Here is a 23,433-nt window from a genome sequence, read left to right on the forward strand (position 1 = left end):
CTCAACCTGCCTCGAGCGCTCGCTCGCAGAGCTCGCATCGACTCGAGACCTCAGAAGAACGCGTTGCCTCGGTCCACCAGCAGGCCGTAGAGGGTCTGCTGGATCGTCTCGCGGACCTGGTCCGTGACGTTGAACAGCAGCATCGGGTCGTCTGCGGACTCCGGGTCGTACGCATCGGTGCGAATCGGCTCGCCGAACTCGATGATCCACTTGCTCGGCAGCGGGATCATGCCCAGCGGGCCGAGCAGCGGGAAGAACGGCGTGATCGGCAGGTAGGGCAGGCCGAGCAGGCGCGCCAGTGACGGGACGTTGCCGACGAGCGGATAGATCTCCTCGGCGCCCACGATCGAGACCGGCACGATCGGCACCTGGGCCCGCATCGCCGACGACACGAAGCCACCGCGACCGAACCGCTGGAGCTTGTAGCGCTCGGCGAACGGCTTGCCGATCCCCTTGAACCCCTCGGGCCACACGCCGGCGAGCTCGCCGGTCGTGAGCAGCCGCTCGGCGTCCTCGGTGCAGGCGAGGGTCGCGCCGACCTTGCGGGCGATCTGGCCCACGAACGGCAGCGAGAACACCAGGTCGGCACCGAGCGGTCTCAGGTTGCGGCCGGAGTACTTCTTGACGGCGTAGCCCGTGATGAGGCCGTCGATCGGGACGGTGCCCGAGTGGTTGGCGACCAGCAGGGCGCCACCCTCGGCGGGGATGTTCTCGACCCCTCGGACCTCGAGGCGGAACCACTTCTCGGCGAGCGGCTCGATCGCCGCGGTCAGGACCTCGGTGATCTGCGGGTCGAAGCCGAACTCGTCGACCTCGTAGTCGCCGCTCATGCGCTTGCGGATCGTCGCGAGCAACGTCGCGACGCGGGCCTCCCAGTCGGTGCCGAGGACCCGCTGCGCGGCCTGGATCAGTGCGACGACGATCTCGTCCAGCGGGATGCCGGCGGACAACGGGGCGGCGCCGGCCGTGCGCGTACGCTTCGCGGCTTCCTCCGCGGCCGCGGCCGCGGCAGCAGCTGCGTCCTCGTCGGTGACCGCGCGAAGGCGAGGCTTCGGCTGGGACGGCGGGGGCGTCGCCTTCTTGGCCGTGCTCTTCTTGGCAGCAGGCTTGGCCGTCTTCTTGGCCGCGGGCTCGCCGACCGGCTGCTTGCTCTTGGCAGCAGCGGGAGGACCTGCCGGCGGCTTCGCTGTGGCAATGGACTTCTTGGCGACCGGCTTCTTGGCCGCCGGCGCGCCGGCCAGTGCCCGGGCCGCAGCCGAGGGCGAGGTCTGCCGGTTGCCGCGGCCGGCCTTGCCGGCCGACCCGATCGTCTTGCGCTCGTCGGTCATGCTCGTCCCCCCACGGCCGACATGATGCCGGGCCTCAGTGATGTGCGGAACTCGTCGAACGTGTCCATCGAGGTGCGGGTCAGCTCGTAGCCGAAGATGTCCCGCAGCGCCGAGGTGTCGACGACCCGGCCATAGGTCAGCAGCCGGTGCAGGTCGGGCGGGATGTCGGACCCGGCGGCTCGCAGGACACGCCGGGCGGCGGTGGCGAAGCCGACCGGCGGCAGCGGGATGATCGGCCGGCCGACCCGGCGAGCAGCCTGGCTCAGCAGCACCACGCCGTCACCGGCGACGTTGAACGTGCCCGGCCGGTCCTTGAGGATTGCCTGCTCGAGGACGGCGACCGCGTCCTGGAGGTCCGTGAACTGCAGCCGAGGGTCGAAGCCCATCACGGCCGGCAGGACGGGGCTGGAGAAGTAGGTCGCCAGAGGAGTCTCGATCGACGGGTGCAGGATCTGAGCCGCACGCAACGTCGTGATGAGCACCTCGGGCCGGCGCCGCGCGAACCCTCGGACGTACGACTCGACCTCGACGATGTCCTTGGGGAACCCGCTGCGTACGCCGTCACGGGCCAGCAGCGACTCGGTGAACATCGCCGGGTCGCGCGGGGACGAGCCGTAGACCGCGGTCGACGAGCCGAGGATGAACTTGCTGACGGTCGCCGATCGCTGGCAGGCCGCCAGGAGCTGCATCGTGCCGATGACGTTGAGCTCCTTGGCGCCGCCGGAGCGTCCCCGCTTGGGCGGGTTGACGTCGAGGTGGACGACCGTGTCGACGTCCTCGACGGCGATGACCTTGCCGACCACAGGGGTGCGGATGTCGGCGCGGACGAACTTCACGCCACCGAGGTCACCTGGCGGCAGCATCGTGTCGATGCCGACGACCTTGCCGATGCCCGCGTCCTCGCCAAGGTCTGCGAGTCGGCGCGCGAACAGCGACGCAAACGAACCCGCAACACCGGTGACGAGGACAGACCGGGCCATGGAGGACTACTTGCCCAGACGACGACGCTGTACTCGGGTGCGCTTGAGCATCTTGCGGTGCTTCTTCTTCGACATCCGCTTGCGACGCTTCTTGATGACTGAACCCACGGGTCACGACTCAATTCTTGTTGGCCACGAAGTGTGGCTGGTGCCTGAGATTGGTGGCCATTGCGGTGATCGCAGACCCTCGCGTGGCGCGGCTGCGGTCGCCCGTACTGGCTGCGAACAGCCTACACGTCAGCATCGGCCGGGAATTTCCCCGACCATGCCTGCGATGGGAACCGCGAACGTACGGTCTCGCGCCGGGTCAGCCGGCCTGGAAGTAGGACTTGCCGAGGAACTCCTCGACGGCGTGCTCAGGCACCCGGAAGGAGCGCCCCACCCGTACGGCTTCGAGCTCACCGGAGTGCACGAGACGGTAGACCGTCATCTTGGAGACGCGCATCTGCGCCGCCACTTCCGCGACGGTCAAGAACGTCGGTCCGGATGCCATGTCACCACCTGCTTCCTGAGGGGCACGCGCGCTCTCCGGCTTCCCCACCGGAGAAACAGCGCGCGTGCCTTGGTTGAGACTAGTGCCTCGTGAGGCCTCCGGGACAGTAGTTGCCGAAAACTCCTGTGTGGAGTGCGATGGCCGCGAATCCGGGCGTCAGGGCTGTGGATCGAGGCCGTTCAACGGGAACGCCGCCGTGCGCGTGGCCTGGATGGAGCGATCGAGCCAGCTCGCGGGGTCGTAGCCCTGCTCCCAGGCGCGATAGCCGACGGCCCGGCCGTCGGTCATGCGGAGCGCCGCGGGCGAGCCGCGCATCTCCTCGATGCGCGCGCGCCAGCGGTCGGGAGTCAGCGTCGAGGGGTCCAGGGGCGATCCGGCGACGATCGCCAGCAGGTGCGCCCAGGCCCGCGGCACGACGTCCATGACGGCGTAGCCGCCGCCGCCCGTCGCGACCCACTTGCCGCCGCACACCTCCTCGGCGAGGTCGCGGAGGGCGAGATACGAAGCGCGCTGACCGTCGACGCTGAGCATCAGGTTGGTCAGCGGGTCGTCCATGTGCGAGTCGCAGCCGTGCTGAGTCACCAGGATGTCGGGCTTGAACTCGCGAACCAGCGCGGGCACGACGGCATGGAACGCCCGGAGCCAGCCGGCGTCGGACGTACCGGGTGGCAGCGGCATGTTGACGGCGGACCCTTCGGCCCCCTCACCACCGGTCTCCGTGGAGAAGCCGGTGCCGGGGAACAGCGTCTGCGGGCCCTCGTGGATCGAGATCGTCAGGACACGCGGGTCGTTCCAGAACATCTGCTGCACGCCGTCGCCGTGGTGGGCGTCGACGTCGACGTACGCCACGCGCTGCGCACCGTTGTCGAGCAGCCAACGGATCGCGAGGGCGACGTCGTTGTAGATGCAGAAGCCACTCGCCGTGCCGGGCATCGCGTGGTGCAGGCCACCGCTGACGTTGACCGCGCGCGGGGCGGCACCGGTCCACACCCGGCGGGCCGCCTCGACGCTGGCGCCGGCGATCAGGGCGCTGGCTTCGTGCATGTGGGCGAACACCGGGTTGTCCTCAGTGCCGAGCCCGATGCTGGGGTCGGTGTACGTCGGATGGTCACTGAGCTTGTGGACCTTCTCGATGTAGGTCGCGGAGTGGACGAGGCTGAGCTCGTCGTCCGTCGCCGGGACGGCGCCGACGACGTCGAGCTCGTCGACGATGCCGATCTCGCGGGCGAGCGCCATCGTGAGGTCGATCCGGACCGGCGCCATGGGGTGCGACAGACCGAAGTTGTACTCGGTCAGGTGCTGGTCGAAGACGACGCACGCGCGCTCGGTCATGCCTTCACCTTAGGCCGGGCGCCCGCAACGGCGGCGGCACCTGCCTGCCGGACGTCTCCCCCAACGTACGGACATGAGTCCCGCGTTGTCCTTCCCAAGCGCCGTGCCATTGGGTAGGGTCGACGAATTGTTGGAGTCACCCCAAGATTTGGAATGCGCTCCGGGACGGGGAACGTGGCGATGACCGAGCTGAGTGCGGCCCTCGACGGCGAGGTCCTGACCAGCGGCGACCCGGGCTACGACGAGGCCCGGACGGTCTGGAACGCGATGGTCGACCGGCGTCCCAGGATGATCGTCCGCTGCCGCAGCGTCAGCGACGTCGTCGCGGCGATCGCCGCCGCGCGGGCCGACGGCCTCGAGATCGGCGTGCGGTGCGGCGGCCACAGCGTCGTCGGTCATGCCGTGCCGGACGACGGCATGATGATCGACCTGACTCCGATGGGCGAGGTCGTCGTCGACGCGGAGCGGCGGCGGGCCCGCGTGCAGGGTGGTGCGCTCCTCGGCGCACTCGACATCGCGGCGCAGCAGCACGGCCTCGCCACGACGGCCGGCAACGTCTCGCACACCGGGGTCGGCGGGCTCACCCTCGGCGGTGGCATGGGCTGGCTGGCCCGCCAGCACGGCCTGAGCTGCGACAACGTCGTCTCGTTCGAGCTCGTGACGGCCGCCGGCGAGGTGCTGCGCGCGAGCGAGACCGAGAACCCTGAGCTGTTCTGGGGTCTTCGCGGCGGCGGCGGCAACTTCGGGATCGTCACGGAGTTCGAGTTCAGGCTGCATCCGGTCGGCACGCAGGCGCTGGTCGTCGAGCACGACTTCCCTGCCGACGAGAGCGGATCGGCCCTGCGGGCCTGGCGCGACCTGAGCGCGACCGCACCCAGGCCTGCGACGTTCACCGCCTTCGTGCTCAACGGCCTCGTCACCCTCGGCTATGTGTGGGTCGGCGATCCGGCGGAGGGCCGCGCACTCCTCTCCTCCTTCGACTCGATCGGCACGCCCACCGAGACGCGGGTCCTCGACATGTCGTACGTCGAGCTGCAGCAGCGGGACGACACCGTCGACGGCCACGAGTTCCGGCGCTACTGGAAGGGGCACTACTTCACCGAGCTCTCGGACGAGCTGATCGACGTCATGCTGGAGGGCTCGAGGGGACCTGGCCTCGTGCCGGCTGCGAGCCTGCAGGCGTACGGCGGCGCGATCGCCGACGTGCCCGACGACGCGACCGCCTTCAGCCAGCGCGGCACCGCGTTCGAGTTCGTGACGGCGGCCCGATGGACCGATCCGGCGGAGGACGTCGAGCGGATCGCCGCCGCTCGCGCCTTCGCGGGCACGCTCGACGCGTATGCGAGCGGGGCGTACGTCAACGCACTCAACGACGAGGGCCTCGTCGGCGTACGACGGGCCTACCCCGCGGAGAAGCTGGCCCGGTTGATCGCGCTCAAGGACACGTACGACCCCGACAACGTCTTCCGGCTCAACCAGAACATCCCACCGTCCGGCGCCTAGGACGGGCCCGAGAGCTCCGCAGACCTGGCACCAGCGGCGGCGACACCGGCGATCAGCGCGTCCTTGACGCCGTGCTCGTCGAACGTCGTGATCGCCGCATGGGTCGTGCCGTTGGGCGACGTGACCCGGCGCCTGAGCTCGTCAGCGGTCGCGTCGGACTCGGCGAGCAGCTTGGCGGCTCCCACCAGCGTCTGGGCGGTGAGGGTGCGGGCGGTGTCCTCGTCGAGTCCGGCGTCGATGCCGCCGGCGATCATCGCCTCGGCGAGGTAAAAGACGTACGCCGGGCCCGAGCCGGAGACCGCGGTCACCGCATCCTGCTGCGCCTCGTCGACCACGACGACCTTGCCGCCGGACTCGAGCAGGCTCACCACGACGCCGAGCTGGTCGTCGGAGCACGAGGCGCCGGGCGAGATGCCGAACATGCCTTCGCCGACGAGCGCGGGCGTGTTGGGCATGGCACGGACCACCGCGACACCGCTGGGGAGCGCGGACTCGATCGTGCCGATCGTGATGCCCGCGGCGAGGGAGACGATCGTGGCCTGGGGGCGTACGGACCCGGCGATCTCGTCGAGCAGCGCCGTCACGTCCTGCGGCTTGACCACGACCAGGACCACGTCGGCGTCCGCGACGGCCTCGGCGTTGCCGGTCACCGTCACGCCGTACGCCTCGCGGAGCTCGGTGGCCCGTTCCTCACGCTTCTCCGAGATCACCACGTCGGTGGCGGCGTGGCCGGCTCGCAGGATCGCCGAGAGCAACGTCTCGCCCATCACGCCGGCACCGAGGATCGCGATCCGTTGAGTCATACGGCCAAGGCTACTGTCGCTGGGTGCGCCTCCGCCCCGACCCGTTCATCGTCGCCCTGCTGCTCTCGGCGATCGTGGCGTCGTTCGTGCCCGCGACGGGTTCGAGCCTCGAGGTGCTCAAGAACGTCTCGCTGGTGGCGATCGGCCTGCTGTTCTTCCTGTACGGCGCCCGGCTCTCGACCGCTGAGACGGTCGCCGGGCTCAAGCACTGGCGGCTGCACGCCGCGATCCTCTCGACGACGTTCGTCGCTTTCCCGCTGGTGGGGCTGAGCGCGCACCTCCTCGAGCCCGGCCTGCTGACGCCGACCCTCGCGAACGGGGTGCTGCTGCTGTGCCTCGTGCCGTCGACCGTGCAGTCGTGCGTCGTCTACACCCGCATCGCGCGGGGCAACGTGGCCGGCGCGGTCGTCAGCGCCTCGCTGTCCAACCTCATCGGCGTCTTCCTCACGCCCGCACTCGTCGCGCTCCTGATGACGTCGGATGCGCACGTCGACGCCGGTGCCGTCGTCAGGATCGTCCTCCAGCTGTTCGTCCCGTTCGTGCTCGGTCAGCTGCTGCGACCAGTGATCGGCGGGTTCATCGCCCGCTACGACTCCCGGCTCACCCTCTACGACCGCAGCAGCATCCTGCTCGTGGTCTTCGTCGCGTTCAGCGAGGGCGCCGAGGCCCACATCTGGTCGACCCTGGAGGTCTGGGACGTCATCGCCGTCGTGGGCGTGTGCGCCGTCCTGCTAGCGATCGCGATGGTCTGGACCGTGCTGCTGGGACGCCTCCTCGGCTTCGCGCGCGCCGATCGGATCCCGTTGCTGTTCTGCGGCTGCAACAAGAGCCTGGCCAGCGGCCTGCCGATCGCGTCGGTCCTGTTCGCCGGCCCGGACGTCGCACTGATCGTGCTGCCGCTGATGTTCTACCACCAGCTGCAGATCATCACAGGCGCCGTCGTCGCCGGACGGCTGGCGCGTACGCCCTAGTGGTGGTTGCCGGAGACGGCCAGGCCGACGCCGAGGCCGATCATCGAGGTGCCGCCGACGGCGCCCATCGCCTCACCACGCCGGGGTGACGCGTTGAACCACGTGCGGAGCTGGCTGGCGATGACGGCCCACAGACTGTCGGAGAGCAGGCCGATCACGACGGCGATGAGACCCAGCAGCAGCATCTGCGCCTGCACATGGCCGTTGCCGCGGTCGATGAACTGCGGCAGCACGGCGCCGACGATCATGAACGCCTTGGGGTTGGAGACGCCGACGATGTAGCCCTGACGAATGACCTTGGGCCAGCTGAGCACCGGGTGGCCGCCGGCGCCGGCATTCTTCACGCTGAACGCCTTGCGGTGCCGGATGGCCTGGACGCCGAGCCACACCAGATAGGCGGCGCCGGCGAACTTGAGCACCATGAAGACGACGATCGACTCCTCGACGATGACACCGAGCCCGAACGCCACGAGCACCACGATCGTCAGCAGGCCGAGGGTGTTGCCCAGGACCGTCGCGAGCGCGACCCCTCGCCCGTACGCCAGGGCGCGACCGATGACGAACACGACGCTCGGGCCGGGGATCGCGATGAGGATGAACGCCGCGAGCCCGAAGGCGAGGAACTGGTCGACCGTGATCATGGCTGCCATCCTCGCAGAATCGCGCGTCCTCAGACAGTGGCGTGGAGGCGGGTGAACGCCAGTGCCTCGAGGAGATCGGCCTCGCGGTCGCTCTGGTCCTTGGCCTTGCGGGTGTTGATCTCCACGACGACCTCGCCGTCATAGCCCGAGGCCGCGACGAGCTCGAGGAACTCCTGGCACGGCTGCGTCCCGCGGCCGGGGATCAGGTGCTCGTCCTTGGCCGAGCCGGAACCGTCGGCGATGTGCACGTGGGCGAGCCGGCTGCCGAGCGCCTTGGCCATCTCGACGGGGTCCTCGCCGGCGGTCGAGCTGTGGGACAGGTCGACCGTGACGTGGGCGTAGTCGTGCTGCAGCGGGTCCCACCCCGGCGCGTACGCCTGGAACTCCCGTTTGCCGGTGCGCCACGGATACATGTTCTCGACGGCGTACGTGATGCCGTGCTCGGCCTCGAGGTCGGCGATGCCCTCGACGAAGCCCCGGGCGTAGTCACGTTGCCACCGGAACGGCGGGTGCACGACGATCACCGAGGCACCGACCTCGTGTGCCATCTCGGCGCTGCGGTGCAGCTTGCCCCACGGGTCGTTGCCCCACACCCGCTGCGTCACGAGCAGGCACGGCGCGTGGATCGAGACCACGGGGATCTCGTGGAACGCGCTGAGCGCCTTGATCGCGGTGATGTCGGCGCTGACGTCGTCGATGCCGACCATGACCTCGACCCCGTCGTAGCCGAGCCGCGCGGCCGACTCGAACCCGCTGGCCGTCGACCCCGGGTAGACCGAGGAGGTCGACAACGAGACGCGGATGGGATCGGGCACGAGTTCAAGGCTAGACCGGGGGTCCAGTCGATCGGACGGGGATGGCCGGGAATCTCAGAAGCGGGCTGAGACCTAGAGGCCGTCGAGGTGCTCCAGCAGGATGCCCTCGCGCAGGGCCCACGGGCAGATCTCTAGCTGGGTGAGGTCGAACAGATCCATCGTGGCCTCGGCGACGAGTGCGCCCGCGCGCATCTGGTGCGCGCGGTCCGGCGACACCCCCGGCATGCCGGCGATGTCCTCGGTCGGCTTCGTCGCCAGCTGCTCGACGAGGTGCGACAGGTCCGGCTTGCTGAGCACCCGGCGTACGTACTGGCCCTCGCTCGACGACGCGGCGCCGCAGATGCGCGCCAGTGAACGGAACGTCTTGCTGGTCGCGACGGCCCGGTCGAACGAGCCACCGCGCAGGATCGCCCCGGCCTCGTCGGCGATCGTCGAACGGATGTGCAGGCGCAGCTCGGAGTGCGTACGACCGGCATCGAGCCACTCGCGCGTCAGGCGTCCGGCGCCGAGGGCCATCGACTGGGCGACGTCGGGGGTCTCGTCGGACCCGGCGGCGATCTCGAGCGACCCGCCGCCGATGTCGAAGACGCCGAGGCGGCCGGCGGACCAGCCGAACCAACGGCGTACGGCGAGGAACGTCAGACGAGCCTCGTCCTCACCGCCCAGGACCTGGAGGTCGAGCCCGCTGGCGGCGTTGACCCGGGCGATGACGTCGTCGGCGTTGACCGCGTCACGTACGGCGGACGTCGCGAACGCCAGGATCGTGGTGCAGCCCTTGTCCTCGGCCTCGGCGCGGGCGTCGACGACGTACTTGGTCAGCCGGGAGATGCCCTCCTCTGTGACGGCGTTGTCGGCGTCGAGGTGCTCGGCGAGCCGAAGCGGCTCCTTGTAGCTGTGGGCCGGGACGGGCGGGCCGCCGCGGAAGGCGTCGACGACGAGCAGGTGGCCGGTGTTGGACCCGATGTCGAGGACGCCCATGCGCATGTGTCCATCCTCTCACTGGCGGTGGCACGTCAGGGGCGACGCCCTAGCATGAGGGGGATGCCAGAAGTCGAGCTCGGATTCCCCCGTACGTTTGTGGAGTTCGCCAATCCCGCGGACCCGACCGAGGTCTTTCGCTGCGACCTGACGTGGCTCACGTCGCGGTGGACCTGCATCTTCGGCGCCGGCTGCCCCGGGATCTACGAGACGAGCCCCGAGGCGGGCTGCTGCACGTTGGGCGCCCACTTCGCCGATGACGACGACGCGAAGCGGGTCGGCGCGATCGTCGACCAGCTGACCCCGGCCCACTGGGAGCGGCACGACGAAGGCCGTCGCGGCGGCTGGACCGAGAAGGACGACGAGGGCGAGCTCAAGACGCGTGCCTTCGAGGGCGCCTGCGTCTTCCACAACTCACGCGGCTTCGAGGGCGGCTACGGGTGCGCCCTGCACGGCTACGCGCTGGAGAACGACCTCAAGCCGCACACGACCAAGCCCGACGTGTGCTGGCAGCTGCCGCTGCGGCGACAGTTCCGCGACGTCGACCGTGGCGACGGCACGACGTACACCGAGACGCAGATCGGCGAGTACACCCGCGCGGGCTGGGGACCGGGCGGTGCCGACCTCGACTGGTACTGCTCCTCCAACACCGAGGCCCATGTCGGGCTGGAGCCGGTCTACGTCACCAACCGGGACGAGCTGACCGAGCTGATGGGTGAGGCCGGATATGCCGAGCTGGCCCGCTATTGCAGGGAGCACGAGGCCGGAGGCACCAATACACCACACCCGGCCGACCCCCACCGCTGACCCCCTGCACCACCGTGATCCGGGGTCAGGCAACAATGCCGTATGCACCTCGACCACGTCTCGTTCGCCGTTGGCCCTGACGGCCTCGCCGGTACGACCGCAGAGCTCGGCCGGCTGCTGAATGCCACGTTCATCGACGGCGGTGCCCACCCCCGGTTCGGCACCCGCAACATGATCCTGCCTCTCAAGAACCGCCAGTACCTCGAGGTCGTCGAAGTCCTCGACCACCCGGCCGCCGACAAGGCCGCCTTCGGGCAGGCCGTCCGCGCCCGCCGCGACGCCGGCGGAGGATGGCTCGGCTGGGTCGTCTCGGTCGACGACATCACCGAGGTCGAGCACCGCATGGGTCGGCACGCCGTGCCCGGCAACCGCCGCCGCCCCGACGGCTACAACCTCGAGTGGAAGCAGATCGGCACGAGCGGCATGAAGGCCGACCCGCAGCTGCCGTTCGTCATCAAGTGGGAGAAGGACCCGGCCCAGCACCCGTCGCAGATGGCCGACTCCCAGATCGCGCTGACCGCTCTCGAGATCGCCGGCGACCCCAAGCGGCTGGCCGACTACCTCGGCGAGCCCGCGGTCGAGGCGCTCGAGGAGATCGAGGTCCGTTGGGTCGCACCGCACGGCACCCCCGGCATCCTCGCCGCCGAGTTCAGCACCCCGGACGGCGTCGTCCGGATCTGACCTGTGGGCGCGGCGCCCCCGACTGTCACACGGCGCGCCTAGGCTGACGGCCATGGCAGCCACCAAGACCGCCCGGCCCGCATACGTCTGCGCGGACTGCGGCTGGACGACCAGCAAGTGGGTCGGCCGCTGCGGCGAGTGCCAGGCCTGGGGCACGGTCGACGTCGCCGCCCCCGTCCGCACCGGCCGCACGCAGGCAGCCCCTGTCGCCGCGCCTGCCGTCCCAATCAGCCAGGTCACGATCGAGTCGGCACGGTCGACGACGTCCGGCATCGGCGAGCTCGACCGGGTGCTGGGCGGCGGCGTCGTCCCCGGCGCGGTGCTGCTGCTCGCCGGCGAGCCCGGCGTCGGCAAGTCGACGCTGTTGCTCGAGGTCGCCGCGCGGTGGGCACGAGCCGGCCGCCGCACGCTCTACGTCTCCGGCGAGGAGTCCGCCGCCCAGGTACGCCTACGGGCCGAGCGCACCGGCGCGGTCGACGACAACCTCTACCTCGCGGCCGAGACCGACCTCGGCGCTGTGCTGACGCACGTCGAGACGGTCAAGCCCGGGCTGCTGATCGTCGACTCGGTGCAGACCATCGGCTCGGCCGACGTCGACGGCGTGCCGGGTGGCGTCACCCAGGTGCGCGAGGTCGCGTCGGCGGTCATCCAGCGGGCCAAGCGCGACAACATCGCCACCCTGCTCGTCGGCCACGTCACCAAGGACGGCTCGGTCGCCGGACCGCGCGTCCTCGAGCACCTCGTCGACGTCGTCCTGCAGTTCGAGGGCGACCGCAGCTCGCGGCTGCGCCTGCTCCGCGCGGTCAAGAACCGCTTCGGCCCGGTCGACGAGATCGGCTGCTTCGACCTCGTCGACGACGGCATCGTCGAGGTCCCCGACCCGACCGGGCTGTTCGTGTCCCGCCACGAGCAACCGGTCCCGGGCACGTGCGTCACGGTCACGATGGAGGGCCGGCGGCCGCTGCTGGCCGAGGTGCAGGCACTGACGGTCAAGTCGTCGACGCCGTCCCCCAGGCGTACGTCCAGCGGGCTCGACTCCTCACGGGTGGCGATGATCCTCGCCGTGCTCACCAAGCACTGCAAGGTCAACCTCTCCGAGCTCGACGTCTACACCGCGACCGTCGGCGGCGCGCGCCTCGTCGAGCCGTCGGTCGACCTCGCCCTCGCGATCGCCACGGTCTCGGCCCAGCGCGAGTCCGCCGTGCCGGCCAACCTCGTCGCGATCGGCGAGGTCGGGCTCGCCGGCGAGGTCCGCAAGGTCAGCAACCTGGTCGCCCGGCTCCGCGAGGCGGAGCGGATCGGCTTCCGCCGGGCGGTCGTCCCTGCCGGCTCGGAGGGCCTCGAGGGCCTCCGCACGTCGATGACGATCACGGCGGTCAGCAACATCCAGGCCGCGATGGCCTGTCTCGATGTCACAGCGCCCTATTGATGCCGCATACACTGTGTGCGACCTGAGTGAGGTGAGTGACCATGGCGTCAGCAGCAGAGCGTGCCGCGGCGGCAGCAGAGGCTTCCGCGCGCCTGCGCGCAACCTTGGCCACCGTCGCGCCCGGCACATCGCTGCGTGAGGGCCTCGAGCGCATCCTGAGGGGCCGCACCGGCGCGTTGGTCGTCGTCGGCCACGACCGCCAGATCGAGGCAATCTCGACCGGCGGCTTCGCCCTCGACGTGCCGTTCACGGCCACGGGCCTGCGCGAGCTCGCCAAAATGGACGGCGCGATCATCCTCGACCGTGACGCGACGCGCATCCTGATGGCCGGCGTCCACCTGATGCCAGATCCGTCGATCGTCACGCAGGAGACCGGCACGCGTCACCGCACCGCCGACCGCGTCGCCCGCCAGACCGGCGTCCCCGTCATCTCGGTCTCGGCGTCGATGCACATCATCGCGCTCTACCTCGAGGACCTGCGTCACGTGCTCGAGGAGACCGGCGCCGTGCTGGGCCGCGCCAACCAGGCGCTCCAGACCCTCGAGCGCTACCGCAACCGCCTCGACGAGGTCTCCGACGCGCTGTCGGCCCTCGAGATCGAGGACCTCGTCACGGTCCGCGACGTGTCAGCCGTGGCCCAGCGGCTCGAGATGGTCAGCCGCATCGCCGGCGAGATCGACACCTACGTCCTCGAGCTCGGCACCGACGGCCGCCTGCTCGCCCTGCAGCTCGAGGAGCTCATCAGCGGCGTCGACGCCGAGCGCGAGCTGATCATCCGCGACTACATGCCGAGCGGTCGCCGTGGCCGTACGCCCGAGGCCGTGCTCGCCGAGCTCGCCGCGATCGAGTCGACCGATCTCGTCGACCTGGGCTCGGTCGCCCGCGCCTTGCGCATCGGCACCGAGGAGACGCTCGACAGCCCGTTGGCGCCCCGTGGCTACCGACTGCTGGCGCGCATCCCCCGGCTGCCCATCACGGTGGTCGAGCGTCTCATCGAGCACTTCGGCTCGCTCCAGAAGCTGCTCGCCGCGAGCATCGAGGACCTCCAGACCGTCGAGGGCGTCGGCGACCTGCGGGCCCGTGGCGTGCGCGAGGGCCTCTCCCGGCTCGCCGAGTCCAGCATCCTCGAGCGCTACGTCTAGCCGGACCATCGAACTAGCCGCGCCGGCCCGGACCATCGGACTAGCAAGGCTCGCGTCGCGAGGTGGGCCATCCGTCACTCACGCGCCAACGGCGTTAGCCGCCGACATCAGGCGACCTGAGGCTCGCTCTCCAGTCTGTGATTCAGTCGTCGGCGGGCTTCGTCGTGTTCTTGGCCGACGGCGTCGGCTTCGTCGGCGTCGGCTTCGTGGTCGGCGTGGTCTTGGGCACGGGCCTGCGCTCGAGGGTGAACGTCGCCTTGCCCGGTTCGCCGCCGAGCGTGCCGACCTGCACCGCATAGGTGCCAGGCGTCGCGAAGCCCTCCTTGGCCGAGCACTTGGCGCCCGAGCCGCGGCCCGACCAGGTGGCGGTCACGAGCGAGGCCCACTGCGGCGAGATCGCGACCGGGTCGTCGAGGAGCGAGGTCTTGCAGACCGTGGAGTCCCAGATCGCCGTCTTGTTGGCGCTGATGACGGCCACCATCTCGGCGTCGGAGGGCGTCAGCGTGCAGGCCGTCTGCTCCGTCGAGCTGACGACGAGGCCGATCTTGACCGGGCCCTTGGTGAACTGCCCCGCCTCGACCGTCGGAGTGATGCGCACCTTCTCGGGGTCGCACGCGCGGCTCGCACTCACCAGCGTCACGTCGACGACGCCGTTGACCGGAGCGGCCACCGTCGGAGCCGTGGTCGTGGCCGTCACGGCCGGGGTCTTGGCTGCCGGCTTGCCGTCGGGCTTGTCGTCGCCGCCGACGAACCTGAGTGCCAGCCAGACCAGCGCGATCACGGCTGCGAGGGCGAGCAGCCGACGACGCCAGTAGACCTCCGCAGGCAACCGTCGCTGGCTCACGAACCCACGCTATCCGCGCGCCACCCGCTGAGGCGTCCCGACGCGCCCTCGTGTGGGCTGCGTGCGAGGATCGACGCGTCATGACGACCCGATCCGCCCCGCTGCCTGTCGCCGACCTGGCACGGTTGCACGACGAGCTCCTCGACTGGTTCGCCCGCACGGCCCGCGACCTGCCGTGGCGCCGCGACGCATCACCGTGGGCCGTCATGGTCTCGGAGTTCATGCTGCAGCAGACACCGGTCTCCCGCGTGCTCCCGGTGTACGAAGCGTGGGTCCAGCGGTGGCCCACACCGGCGGCACTGGCCGCGGAGTCACCGGGCGAGGCGGTGCGCGCGTGGGGCCGCCTCGGCTATCCCCGCCGCGCCCTTCGCCTGCACGCCGCCGCCACGGCGATCGTCGAGCGGCACGACGGGGAGGTGCCGTCGTCGCTCGACGACCTGTTGGCGCTGCCCGGCGTCGGCGCCTACACCGCGGCTGCGGTCTCGTCGTTCGCGTTCGCCGGCCGCGAGGCGGTCCTCGACACCAACGTCCGGCGCGTGTTCGCCCGTGTCGTCGGCGGTGAGCAGTTCCCGCCAGCCGCGGTCACGGCCGCCGAGCGCGACCTGGCCACGGCCCTGCTGCCCGTACGCGATGCGCACCGTTGGGCGGCCGCCACGATGGAGCTCGGCGCCCTGGTCTGCACCGCGCGGTCACCCCGCTGCCACGAGTGCCCGGTCGCCGACCTGTGTCGCTGGCGGGCGGCGGGCTATCCGGCGTACGACGGCCCGGTCCGCCGCGGCCAGGCGTGGCACGGCACGGACCGGCAGTGCCGCGGGCGACTCATGGCGGTGCTCCGCGAGGCGGTCGGACCGGTGCCGAAGCCCGCGCTCGACATCGTGTGGCCCGACGCCCTGCAGCGCGAGCGAGCCCTCGACGGCCTGGTCGCCGACGGCCTGGTCGAGCCCCTGCCGGACGGCACCTACGCCCTGCCGAGCTGAGGGCTCAGTCGAGGGCCTGCGCCAGGTCCTCGATGATCTGCCGCGACTCGGCCTCGTCGTCGAGCGGCCGGTCGAGGAACACCCCGTTGAACGTCGCATCGATCAGGTTGGCCATGCCCGGCGCCCGCTTGGCGGTGACCCCGGAGCGTTGGAGGTACGCGGCGACTGCCCGGATCCACAACGCGTTGGAGGCCTTGATCGACGAGGCGTACGGTTCACGGCCGAGCAGACCGAGTGCCGCCGCCTCGACGTACATGCGCTGGCAGCGCTGCACCTGCTCGTCCTCGGTGTACGTCGTCCAGAGGGCGAGCACCGCCTCGCGCAGCGACCCGGCGGGCGCCATGGCGTCGATGTGGGCCATCGAGCGGGTGTTGGACGCCTCGAGCACCGCGGCGACCAGCTCGTCCTTGGAGCCGAAGTGATAGATCAGCATGCGGTCGCTCGTGCCCAGCTCCGCGGCGAGCGGACGCAGGCTGAGCCCGATCAGCCCATGGGCCAGGGCGTAGTCGGTGGCTGCCTCGGTGAGGTCGTCGCGCTTGTTCATCGACGCCAAACGTAGCATCTGCTACAGTCGGCAATGTAGCAAGTGCTACAGGAAGCCAGGAAGACCCATGTTCGTCGCAGCCGCCCTGCTGATGGTCGCGATCGCGACCGAGGTGTTCGCCACCGCCGCGCTCCCCCGCGCGCAGGGATTCACCAACCCCGGCTGGGCCGCGATCGTCGTCGCCGGCTACGCCCTGTCGATCTGGCTGCTGACCGTCGTGGTCAAGGAGATCCCGGTGTCGGTCACGTACGCGATCTGGGCCGGACTCGGCACCGCCGCGATCGCGGTCGTCGGCGTCGTGTTCCTCGACGAGCCGGTCAGCCTCGCCAAGGTCACTGCGATCGCGCTGATCATCGCCGGGGTCGTCCTGCTCAACACCCAGACCTCACACTGAGCGGGGCCCGAGCGCGCTCCGCGCGCGACCGGTCGAGCTGGTTGAGGTGCGAACGAGCTCTGCGAGGGAGCCTCGAAACCCCTAGCCTTCTGGCATGAGCAGCTGGGACGCGTCCGCGACCGGGGTGATGAGGCTGCCGTCAGGGCTGGGCGTACGAGGCCGTGGTCTGCGCCACGGGTTGCCGCCGGGACCGGAGCCCGAGCTCGGGGTCTACCTCCTCGGTGGCGATCCGCCCTCGGTCGACTGGGAGTCGCACTGGGTGCGCTGGCCGGACTTCCGGCTGCCGAGTGAACCGGAGGCGTTGCGTCGGGCACTCCTCGACGTCCGGGAACGCGCCGCGGAGGAACGGGTCGAGATCGCGTGCGCGGGCGGCCGAGGGCGTACCGGCACGGCACTCGCCTGCCTGGCCGTGCTCGACGGCGTACCTGCCGGAGACGCCGTGGCGTACGTGCGCGAGCACTACGACCCCAAGGCGGTCGAGACGCCGTGGCAGCGGCGCTTCGTGAGGCGCTTCGCCTGAGACACGACGAAGCCCCCGCAGCCAGGCTGCGGGGGCTTCGTACGTATGCGCTGCTACTCGGCTGACGCCTCGACGGCCGGCGGCACGTCGGCCGGCATCTCGAGCGCCAGGTCGGCCTTGTTGCGGCCCTCGAACGTGAAGACCGCTTCCGCACCTTCACCCTCGACACCGACCAGCACGAGCTGACCGGGGCGGAGCTCGCCGTAGAGCAGCTTCTCGGCCATGACGTCCTCGATCTCGCGCTGCACCGTGCGACGCAGCGGACGAGCACCGAGCACCGGATCGAAGCCACGCTTGGACAGCAGGTCCTTGGCCTCCATCGTCAGCTCGATGTTCATGTCCTTCTCGGCGAGACGCTTCTCGAGCGAGTCGATCATCATGTCCACCATCTGCAGGATCTCGTCCTGGGTCAGCGGCGGGAAGACGATGATCTCGTCGACACGGTTGAGGAACTCGGGCCGGAAGTGCTGCTTGAGCTCGATCGACACGCGCTCCTTCATCTTGTTGTAGGACCCCGCGGTGTCGCCGGCCTGGCTGAAGCCCAGGTTGACGCCCTTGGAGATCTCACGCGCACCGAGGTTGGTGGTCATGATGACGACGGCGTTCTTGAAGTTGACGACGCGTCCCTGACCGTCGGTGAGGTGTCCCTCCTCGAGGATCTGCAACAGCGAGTTGAAGATGTCCGGGTGGGCCTTCTCGATCTCGTCGAACAGCACGACGGAGAACGGCTTGCGGCGCACCTTCTCGGTGAGCTGGCCACCCTCTTCGTAGCCGACGTAGCCGGGAGGCGAGCCGAACAGTCGCGAGACCGTGTGCTTCTCGCTGTACTCCGACATGTCGAGCTGGATGAGGGAGTCCTCGTCGCCGAACAGGAAGTTGGCCAGCGCCTTGGACAGCCACGTCTTGCCGACGCCCGAGGGCCCGGCGAAGATGAACGATCCACCGGGACGCTTGGGGTCCTTGAGGCCCGCACGCGTACGACGGATGGCCCGCGACAGCGCCTTGATGGCCTCGTCCTGACCGATGACCCGCTTGTGGAGCTCTTCCTCCATGTTGAGCAGGCGGCTGGACTCGGCCTCGCTGAGCTGGCCGACGGGGATGCCGGTGGCCTTGGCGAGGACCTCGGCGATGAGGTTCTCGTCGACGACCGCGACGGTGTCGAGGTCGCCGGACTTCCAGGCCTTCTCGCGCTCGCCCTTGGCGTTGATGAGCTTCTTCTCCTCGTCGCGCAGGGAGGCGGCCGCCTCAAAGTCCTGTGCGTCGATGGCGCCTTCCTTGCGGCGGCGGACGTCGACGATCTTGTCGTCGAACTCCTTGAGCTCCGGCGGGGTCGCCATGCGGCGGATGCGAAGACGGGCGCCGGCCTCGTCGATCAGGTCGATCGCCTTGTCGGGCAGGAACCGGTCGGAGACGTAGCGGTCACCCATCGTCGCCGCCGCCACGAGGGCGTCGTCGGTGATGGAGACGCGGTGGTGCGCCTCGTAGCGGTCCCGCAGACCCTTGAGGATCTCGACGGTGTCGAGCACGGACGGCTCGTCGACGAGGATCGGCTGGAAGCGGCGGTTGAGCGCCGCGTCCTTCTCGAAGTGCTTGCGGTACTCGTCGAGCGTCGTCGCGCCGATGGTCTGCAGCTCACCACGGGCCAGCATCGGCTTGAGGATGCTGGCAGCGTCGATCGCGCCCTCGGCGGCACCCGCACCCACGAGGGTGTGGATCTCGTCGATGAACAAGATGATGTCGCCGCGGGTGCGGATCTCCTTGAGGACCTTCTTGAGGCGTTCCTCGAAGTCACCGCGGTAGCGCGACCCGGCGACGAGAGCGCCGAGGTCGAGCGTGTAGATCTGCTTGTCCTTGAGCGTCTCGGGCACGTCACCGCGGACGATGTCCTGGGCGAGGCTCTCGACGACGGCGGTCTTGCCGACGCCGGGCTCGCCGACGAGCACCGGGTTGTTCTTGGTGCGTCGCGACAGCGTCTGCATGACGCGCTCGGCCTCGTCGTCCCGGCCGATGACCGGGTCGAGCTTGCCCTCGCGGGCGGCCTGCGTCAGGTTGCGGCCGAACTGGTCCAGCACGGCGGACGTGCTCGGGGCGGACTCGCTGGGCGCGCCGGCCTGCTCGGCCTCCTTGCCCTGGAAGCCGCTGACGAGCGTGATGACCTGCTGGCGTACGCGGTTGAGGTCGGCGCCCAGCTTGACGAGGACCTGGGCGGCGACGCCCTCGCCCTCGCGGATCAGGCCGAGCAGGATGTGCTCGGTGCCGATGTAGTTGTGGCCGAGCTGCAGCGCCTCGCGGAGGCTGAGCTCGAGGACCTTCTTGGCGCGGGGCGTGAACGGGATGTGCCCGCTCGGAGCCTGCTGGCCCTGGCCGATGATGTCCTCGACCTGGCCGCGTACGGCTTCAAGTGAGATGTCGAGGCTCTCGAGAGCCTTGGCCGCAACGCCCTCACCTTCGTGGATGAGGCCGAGGAGGATGTGCTCCGTGCCGATGTAGTTGTGGCTGAGCATGCGTGCCTCTTCTTGGGCAAGCACGACCACGCGACGAGCACGGTCGGTGAATCTTTCGAACATGGCGTCCCCCTCTGCTGGACTATCAGTTCAGTTTAGTCGGGTATGGAAATCCGCACGCAGTGATGTCCATATGTGTAACCCAACCTTCACCGGCGACCCGGTGTTCCGGAGTTCGCTGTCGGCAGAACCGGCTCCGGTGACGGTTTACCAAGAGGTCATGGTGAACAGCCACTCCTCAGGGCGCGCGCACCTTGTGGAGTGGCACCTTGCCCTGACCTCTTGGTAAACCGCGGCTACTCGGCGCGCGACAGCGGGAACAGGATGGCCTCGCGGATGCCGATGCCCTGCAGCAGCATGACGAGCCGGTCGACGCCGAGACCCATGCCACCGGCCGGCGGCATGCCGAACTCGAGCGCGCGCAGGAAGTCCTCGTCGACGTCCATGGCTTCCGGGTCACCGGCTGCGGCGAGCCGCGACTGCTCCTCGAGCCGCTCACGCTGGATGACGGGGTCGTTGAGCTCGGAGTAGGCGACGCCGAGCTCGACACCGTTGATCACGATGTCCCAGGCCTCGACGAGCCCGGGCTTGGTCCGGTGCCGCTTGGCCAGCGGACGTACGGACTCGGGATAGTCGCGCACGAACGTCGGCTGGATCAGGGTGTGCTCGACGAGCTTCTCGAACAGCTCGAGGACGATCTCGCCGGCATCCCAGTGCGGCTGGAGCGCAACCTCGTGCTTGGCGGCCAGCGCGACCAACGTCTCCACGGTCGTCGCGTCGTCGACGTCGGTGCCGGTGGCCTCGGCGACGAGCTCGTGGATCGACGCACTGCGCCACGGCTTCTCGAGGTCGATCTCGCTGCCGTCGCGTGCGGTGACGACGGTCCTGCCGACGGCGCGCGCGGCGTTGACCACGAGGTCGCGCATCGTGTCGGCCATCGTGTCGTACGAGCCATAGGCCTCGTACGCCTCGAGCATCATGAACTCGGGGTTGTGCGTGTTGTCGACGCCCTCGTTGCGGAACGTCTTGCCGATCTCGTAGACCCGGTCGACGCCGCCGACCAGCGCACGCTTGAGGTCGAGCTCGATCGCGATGCGCAGGTACATGTCCTCGTCGAACGCGTTGGTGTGCGTCGTGAACGGGCGGGCCGCCGCGCCACCGTTGGTGTGCTGCAGCACCGGGGTGTCGACCTCGACGAACTCCTTGCCGTCGAGCGTCGCGCGCAGCGACTGCAGGACCTTGGCCTTCACCCGTACGTTGTCGCGAGCCTCGGGCCGCACGATCAGGTCGACGTAGCGCATCCGGCTGCGAGCCTCGTCGGACAGCGGGTTGTGCTCGTTGGGCAGCGGGCGGACGGTCTTGGCGGCGATCTGCCACGAGCTCGCCATGACGGAGAGCTCACCGCGCTTGCTCGTGATGACCTCGCCGGTGACCGCGAGGTGGTCGCCGATGTCGATCGTCGACTTGAACGCCGCGAGCTGGTCCTCGCCGACACCGTCGAGGGAGATCATGGCCTGCAGCGGGGTGCCGTCGCCCTCGCGGAGCGCGGCGAACACGAGCTTGCCGGTGCCGCGCACGAAGATGACCCGGCCGGCGACCGTGACGATGTCGCCGGTCTGCGCGCCCGCACCGAGCGCCTCGGCGTCGTACGTGTCGACGATCTGCTTGAGCGTGTGGGTGCGGCCGACGACGACGGGATAGGGCTCCACGCCGCGGTCGATGAGCTGCTGGCGCTTGTCGAGGCGCACGCGCATCTGCTCGGGGAGATCGTCCTCGGGGGCAGGGGTGCTGGTCGCGTCGCTCACGAGGGTCGATCCTATCGGTCAGGGCTCGTCGGCTTCGCCGCCGGTCGGCACCACGTCCCGCCCCACGATCTCGCGTCAGATCAACCGTTTTGAGGGCGCGTCCAGCCCAGATGCGTTGACGCGCCGCCACATCACTTGGGGCCTTGGGGTGGGGTCCGCCGGTGGCCGGCTGTGCCAGTCTCTGTCAGAGACGGGCGGCGGCGCAGAACTTGGGGTCGCTGTCCGACGATCGAGGGGCGCTCATCAGCTGGTCTGAGCGCGGCCGCGGGACCTTGACCTCGCCGTACGCGTATGTCGTGATCTGGTCCCCGGTGATGTACTTCTTGAACGACTTCCAGATCCGCGCATCCGATGCGCCCACGTAGTCGGCCGTGGCCCTCACCGTGGCGAGGACATCCACGCCGTCCTTCTCGAGAGCGTGCACGGCATCCTGCACCCGGAATCGCATGGAGGCGATGCGCCCGCCATCCAGCGCGATCCACGCTGTGACAGGCACGGCGTGATCCGTCAGTTGATCGGACATGTCGTCCATGAACCGCCACATCGCGATGCCGAGGAGCTTGCGGGCGGAAATCTCGACAACGATGGTGCTGGGCTCGTCGTTGGAGATGCCCAGCGGAACCGGATCAAGGACCGCGGCGAGAGCCGGTGGCATCCATGGAAGACCGCTGTCGCCCGACGGAGCGCTGTTCGGGCCGTAGTCCACCCAGCACGGATCGAGTTGTCCAGACACCGGGCTCGCGTACAGCCGTCGACCGCGAATGCGCTCCTCCAGGGGCTCGTCGCCCGCCATCGTCGTGGCGGCGGGCCCATCGAGCTTCGTCACGTATGTTGCGACCTCCCGCACCGGATCGACGCCGCCGCTGACCGCGATCCTGCTACCCCCGAGCTTCGCCACCGACCTGTACGTGAGCGACTTGAGCGACAAGCTCTCGGCCGCCTTGTCGAGCATCAACGCTGCCTTCGACTTCGTGGTGGGGTCGTATCCGAGGTTGCTCCTTGTCGTCGCCTGACCGTCGGCGTCGTTGCTCGAACCGGTCGCACATGCAGTGAGAGGGAGGAGACATGAGAGCACCACAACAGTCGCTCGCCGTGAGATCACAGCGGCAGCCTAGGTGAGCCGACTGGTCCGCGATGCCAGTTCACCGGATCGGAGCCTCAGTCGTGGTTCTTCTCGTGGATGAGGCGCAGGCCCGTGAGGGTCAGCCAGGGGTCGCGGGTCGTGATGGTGGCGCAGTGGTCGACGACGGCCTCGGGGTACGACCCGGTGGCGATGACCGTGACGTGGTCGGGATCGGCGTCGAGGGACTCGATGATGCGGGTGACCAAACCGTCGACGAGGCCGGCGAAGCCGTAGACGAGGCCCGACTGCAGGGCCTCGACGGTGTTCTTGCCGATGACGTCGCGCGGGAGGGCGAGCTCGACGCTGCGCAGCTGGGCGCCGCGGCGGGCCAGGGCGTCGAGGGACAGCTCGACGCCGGGGGCGATGGCGCCACCGATGTAGCGGTTGGCGTCGTCGACGACGTCGAAGATGGTGGCGGTGCCGTTGAGGTCGACGACGATCGCGGGTCCGCCGTAGAGCTCCGCAGCTGCGAGGGCGTTGACGATGCGGTCGGCGCCGACCTCGCGTGGGTTGTCGGTGTGGATCGGCACGCCGGTCTTGACGCCGGGCCCGACGATCGCGACGGGGAGGTCGGTCCAGTAGCGGTCCTGCATCGATCGCAGCTCGACGAGGATCGCCGGTACGGTGCAGCACAGCGCCACGGCGCTGATGTGCGAGATGCCCTCCTGCTCGACCAGGTTCATCAGCAGCATGTACCACTCGTCGGACGTACGCCGCTCGTCCGACGACACCTGCCAGTGGGCGATCAGCTCGTCAGTATCGAACGCGCCGATCGTCGTGTGGCTGTTGCTGACGTCAAGACACAGCAGGGTCATGTCG

24 protein-coding genes are annotated in these 23,433 nt (G+C 69.6%); 9 read left to right on the forward strand and 15 right to left on the reverse strand.

Features of this window, described 5'->3' with window-relative positions:
• Positions 1-50: 50 nt before the first annotated feature.
• The 5 genes from ASE12_RS09385 to ASE12_RS09400 form a co-directional block, all read right to left on the reverse strand.
• Complete coding sequence (locus ASE12_RS09385) at positions 51-1,328, reverse strand: lysophospholipid acyltransferase family protein (RefSeq protein WP_056399612.1); 1,278 nt, start codon at positions 1,326-1,328, stop codon at positions 51-53.
• Positions 1,325-2,308, reverse strand: coding sequence for an NAD-dependent epimerase/dehydratase family protein (locus ASE12_RS09390; RefSeq protein ID WP_056399613.1), 984 nt, complete (start codon positions 2,306-2,308; stop codon positions 1,325-1,327). Before ASE12_RS09390 ends, ASE12_RS09385 begins: the two co-directional genes overlap by 4 nt.
• Positions 2,309-2,314: 6 nt before the next feature.
• A complete protein-coding gene (locus ASE12_RS19745; protein WP_019143756.1) occupies positions 2,315-2,416 on the reverse strand; it encodes a 30S ribosomal protein bS22 in 102 nt (33 codons plus the stop codon).
• 199 nt (positions 2,417-2,615) lie between these two features.
• Positions 2,616-2,801 carry a helix-turn-helix domain-containing protein gene (locus ASE12_RS09395; RefSeq protein ID WP_056399614.1) on the reverse strand — a complete coding sequence of 62 codons (186 nt, stop codon included), beginning with the start codon at positions 2,799-2,801 and terminating at the stop codon, positions 2,616-2,618.
• Positions 2,802-2,957: 156 nt separating this feature from the next.
• Positions 2,958-4,133, reverse strand: coding sequence for an acetoin utilization protein AcuC (locus ASE12_RS09400; RefSeq protein WP_056399615.1), 1,176 nt, complete (start codon positions 4,131-4,133; stop codon positions 2,958-2,960).
• A 180-nt stretch (positions 4,134-4,313) separates the two neighbouring features.
• Between ASE12_RS09400 and ASE12_RS09405 the strand changes: the two genes are divergently transcribed.
• Positions 4,314-5,636 (forward strand): FAD-binding oxidoreductase, encoded by a 1,323-nt coding sequence (locus ASE12_RS09405; RefSeq protein ID WP_082582180.1) that lies wholly within the window; start codon positions 4,314-4,316, stop codon positions 5,634-5,636.
• Here the strand turns inward: ASE12_RS09405 and proC are convergent.
• Positions 5,633-6,439, reverse strand: coding sequence for a pyrroline-5-carboxylate reductase (proC, locus tag ASE12_RS09410; RefSeq protein WP_056399618.1), 807 nt, complete (start codon positions 6,437-6,439; stop codon positions 5,633-5,635). The two genes, ASE12_RS09405 and proC, sit on opposite strands and share 4 nt — an antisense overlap.
• A 23-nt stretch (positions 6,440-6,462) precedes the next feature.
• Here proC and ASE12_RS09415 point away from each other — a divergent pair, with 23 nt between their 5' ends.
• The gene (locus tag ASE12_RS09415) at positions 6,463-7,410 is read left to right on the forward strand and encodes a bile acid:sodium symporter family protein (protein WP_056399619.1); all 948 of its coding nucleotides are present in this window, start codon (positions 6,463-6,465) and stop codon (positions 7,408-7,410) included.
• Here ASE12_RS09415 and ASE12_RS09420 read toward each other — a convergent pair.
• From ASE12_RS09420 to ASE12_RS09430, 3 genes are all read right to left on the reverse strand, one after another.
• Positions 7,407-8,051 carry a LysE family translocator gene (locus tag ASE12_RS09420; RefSeq protein WP_056404699.1) on the reverse strand — a complete coding sequence of 215 codons (645 nt, stop codon included), beginning with the start codon at positions 8,049-8,051 and terminating at the stop codon, positions 7,407-7,409. The two genes, ASE12_RS09415 and ASE12_RS09420, sit on opposite strands and share 4 nt — an antisense overlap.
• A gap of 29 nt (positions 8,052-8,080) precedes the next feature.
• On the reverse strand, positions 8,081-8,866 hold the full coding sequence (locus tag ASE12_RS09425) for a sugar phosphate isomerase/epimerase (RefSeq protein WP_056399621.1): 786 nt from the start codon (positions 8,864-8,866) through the stop codon (positions 8,081-8,083).
• Positions 8,867-8,938: 72 nt separating this feature from the next.
• Positions 8,939-9,850 (reverse strand): Ppx/GppA phosphatase family protein, encoded by a 912-nt coding sequence (locus tag ASE12_RS09430; RefSeq protein ID WP_056399623.1) that lies wholly within the window; start codon positions 9,848-9,850, stop codon positions 8,939-8,941.
• A gap of 57 nt (positions 9,851-9,907) precedes the next feature.
• Between ASE12_RS09430 and ASE12_RS09435 the strand changes: the two genes are divergently transcribed.
• The 4 genes from ASE12_RS09435 to disA are packed head-to-tail and all read left to right on the forward strand — an operon-like array spanning position 9,908 to position 13,903.
• Positions 9,908-10,651, forward strand: a complete 744-nt coding sequence (locus ASE12_RS09435; RefSeq protein ID WP_056399625.1) for a hypothetical protein — start codon at positions 9,908-9,910, stop codon at positions 10,649-10,651.
• Positions 10,652-10,693: 42 nt separating this feature from the next.
• Positions 10,694-11,332, forward strand: a complete 639-nt coding sequence (locus ASE12_RS09440; protein ID WP_056399627.1) for a VOC family protein — start codon at positions 10,694-10,696, stop codon at positions 11,330-11,332.
• A 52-nt stretch (positions 11,333-11,384) separates the two neighbouring features.
• A complete protein-coding gene (radA, locus tag ASE12_RS09445) occupies positions 11,385-12,761 on the forward strand; it encodes a DNA repair protein RadA (RefSeq protein WP_056399629.1) in 1,377 nt (458 codons plus the stop codon).
• A gap of 41 nt (positions 12,762-12,802) precedes the next feature.
• Entirely contained in the window at positions 12,803-13,903 is a 1,101-nt protein-coding gene (gene disA, locus ASE12_RS09450; protein WP_056404700.1) for a DNA integrity scanning diadenylate cyclase DisA, read from the forward strand.
• Positions 13,904-14,045: 142 nt separating this feature from the next.
• Here disA and ASE12_RS09455 read toward each other — a convergent pair whose 3' ends face one another.
• Positions 14,046-14,747, reverse strand: a complete 702-nt coding sequence (locus ASE12_RS09455; RefSeq protein ID WP_157412875.1) for a hypothetical protein — start codon at positions 14,745-14,747, stop codon at positions 14,046-14,048.
• A gap of 80 nt (positions 14,748-14,827) precedes the next feature.
• Between ASE12_RS09455 and ASE12_RS09460 the strand changes: the two genes are divergently transcribed.
• Positions 14,828-15,724, forward strand: a complete 897-nt coding sequence (locus tag ASE12_RS09460) for an A/G-specific adenine glycosylase (RefSeq protein WP_056399634.1) — start codon at positions 14,828-14,830, stop codon at positions 15,722-15,724.
• Positions 15,725-15,728: 4 nt separating this feature from the next.
• Here ASE12_RS09460 and ASE12_RS09465 read toward each other — a convergent pair whose 3' ends face one another.
• The gene (locus ASE12_RS09465) at positions 15,729-16,268 is read right to left on the reverse strand and encodes a TetR/AcrR family transcriptional regulator (RefSeq protein WP_056399637.1); all 540 of its coding nucleotides are present in this window, start codon (positions 16,266-16,268) and stop codon (positions 15,729-15,731) included.
• Positions 16,269-16,335: 67 nt separating this feature from the next.
• On the opposite strand from ASE12_RS09465, the gene ASE12_RS09470 reads away from it, so the two are divergent.
• Together ASE12_RS09470 and ASE12_RS09475 are read left to right on the forward strand one after the other, a co-directional pair.
• A complete protein-coding gene (locus tag ASE12_RS09470; RefSeq protein WP_056399638.1) occupies positions 16,336-16,662 on the forward strand; it encodes a multidrug efflux SMR transporter in 327 nt (108 codons plus the stop codon).
• Positions 16,663-16,756: 94 nt separating this feature from the next.
• Positions 16,757-17,182 (forward strand): protein-tyrosine phosphatase family protein, encoded by a 426-nt coding sequence (locus tag ASE12_RS09475; protein ID WP_056399640.1) that lies wholly within the window; start codon positions 16,757-16,759, stop codon positions 17,180-17,182.
• A 53-nt stretch (positions 17,183-17,235) separates the two neighbouring features.
• Here the strand turns inward: ASE12_RS09475 and ASE12_RS09480 are convergent, their stop codons facing one another.
• The 4 genes from ASE12_RS09480 to ASE12_RS09495 all read right to left on the reverse strand — a co-directional run bounded on the left by ASE12_RS09480 (position 17,236) and on the right by ASE12_RS09495 (position 23,429).
• On the reverse strand, positions 17,236-19,749 hold the full coding sequence (locus ASE12_RS09480; protein ID WP_056399643.1) for an ATP-dependent Clp protease ATP-binding subunit: 2,514 nt from the start codon (positions 19,747-19,749) through the stop codon (positions 17,236-17,238).
• Positions 19,750-19,982: 233 nt separating this feature from the next.
• The gene (gene lysS, locus ASE12_RS09485) at positions 19,983-21,440 is read right to left on the reverse strand and encodes a lysine--tRNA ligase (RefSeq protein WP_056404702.1); all 1,458 of its coding nucleotides are present in this window, start codon (positions 21,438-21,440) and stop codon (positions 19,983-19,985) included.
• Positions 21,441-21,675: 235 nt separating this feature from the next.
• Positions 21,676-22,443, reverse strand: coding sequence for a hypothetical protein (locus ASE12_RS09490; RefSeq protein ID WP_056399646.1), 768 nt, complete (start codon positions 22,441-22,443; stop codon positions 21,676-21,678).
• A gap of 206 nt (positions 22,444-22,649) precedes the next feature.
• Positions 22,650-23,429 carry a type III pantothenate kinase gene (locus tag ASE12_RS09495; protein ID WP_056399648.1) on the reverse strand — a complete coding sequence of 260 codons (780 nt, stop codon included), beginning with the start codon at positions 23,427-23,429 and terminating at the stop codon, positions 22,650-22,652.
• Positions 23,430-23,433: the final 4 nt, after the last annotated feature.

The sequence above is a fragment of the Aeromicrobium sp. Root236 genome, from assembly GCF_001428805.1.
In the GTDB taxonomy this organism is placed as follows: Bacteria; Actinomycetota; Actinomycetes; order Propionibacteriales; family Nocardioidaceae; genus Aeromicrobium.

Bases quoted from the DNA above. Each gene is read 5' to 3' on its own strand.
- ASE12_RS09420 (WP_056404699.1), bottom strand. From the start codon at position 8,051: ATGATCACGGTCGACCAGTTCCTCGCCTTCGGGCTCGCGGCGTTCATC.
- ASE12_RS09405 (WP_082582180.1), top strand. From the start codon at position 4,314: ATGACCGAGCTGAGTGCGGCCCTCGACGGCGAGGTCCTGACCAGCGGC.
- ASE12_RS09390 (WP_056399613.1), bottom strand. From the start codon at position 2,308: ATGGCCCGGTCTGTCCTCGTCACCGGTGTTGCGGGTTCGTTTGCGTCG.
- proC (WP_056399618.1), bottom strand. From the start codon at position 6,439: ATGACTCAACGGATCGCGATCCTCGGTGCCGGCGTGATGGGCGAGACG.
- ASE12_RS09495 (WP_056399648.1), bottom strand. From the start codon at position 23,429: ATGACCCTGCTGTGTCTTGACGTCAGCAACAGCCACACGACGATCGGC.
- ASE12_RS09430 (WP_056399623.1), bottom strand. From the start codon at position 9,850: ATGCGCATGGGCGTCCTCGACATCGGGTCCAACACCGGCCACCTGCTC.
- ASE12_RS09400 (WP_056399615.1), bottom strand. From the start codon at position 4,133: ATGACCGAGCGCGCGTGCGTCGTCTTCGACCAGCACCTGACCGAGTAC.
- ASE12_RS09395 (WP_056399614.1), bottom strand. From the start codon at position 2,801: ATGGCATCCGGACCGACGTTCTTGACCGTCGCGGAAGTGGCGGCGCAG.
- ASE12_RS09435 (WP_056399625.1), top strand. From the start codon at position 9,908: ATGCCAGAAGTCGAGCTCGGATTCCCCCGTACGTTTGTGGAGTTCGCC.
- ASE12_RS09480 (WP_056399643.1), bottom strand. From the start codon at position 19,749: ATGTTCGAAAGATTCACCGACCGTGCTCGTCGCGTGGTCGTGCTTGCC.
- ASE12_RS09490 (WP_056399646.1), bottom strand. From the start codon at position 22,443: ATGCTCGACAAGGCGGCCGAGAGCTTGTCGCTCAAGTCGCTCACGTAC.
- ASE12_RS09440 (WP_056399627.1), top strand. From the start codon at position 10,694: ATGCACCTCGACCACGTCTCGTTCGCCGTTGGCCCTGACGGCCTCGCC.
- ASE12_RS09460 (WP_056399634.1), top strand. From the start codon at position 14,828: ATGACGACCCGATCCGCCCCGCTGCCTGTCGCCGACCTGGCACGGTTG.
- radA (WP_056399629.1), top strand. From the start codon at position 11,385: ATGGCAGCCACCAAGACCGCCCGGCCCGCATACGTCTGCGCGGACTGC.
- ASE12_RS09385 (WP_056399612.1), bottom strand. From the start codon at position 1,328: ATGACCGACGAGCGCAAGACGATCGGGTCGGCCGGCAAGGCCGGCCGC.
- ASE12_RS09470 (WP_056399638.1), top strand. From the start codon at position 16,336: ATGTTCGTCGCAGCCGCCCTGCTGATGGTCGCGATCGCGACCGAGGTG.
- ASE12_RS09465 (WP_056399637.1), bottom strand. From the start codon at position 16,268: ATGAACAAGCGCGACGACCTCACCGAGGCAGCCACCGACTACGCCCTG.
- disA (WP_056404700.1), top strand. From the start codon at position 12,803: ATGGCGTCAGCAGCAGAGCGTGCCGCGGCGGCAGCAGAGGCTTCCGCG.
- lysS (WP_056404702.1), bottom strand. From the start codon at position 21,440: ATGCGCGTGCGCCTCGACAAGCGCCAGCAGCTCATCGACCGCGGCGTG.
- ASE12_RS09475 (WP_056399640.1), top strand. From the start codon at position 16,757: ATGAGCAGCTGGGACGCGTCCGCGACCGGGGTGATGAGGCTGCCGTCA.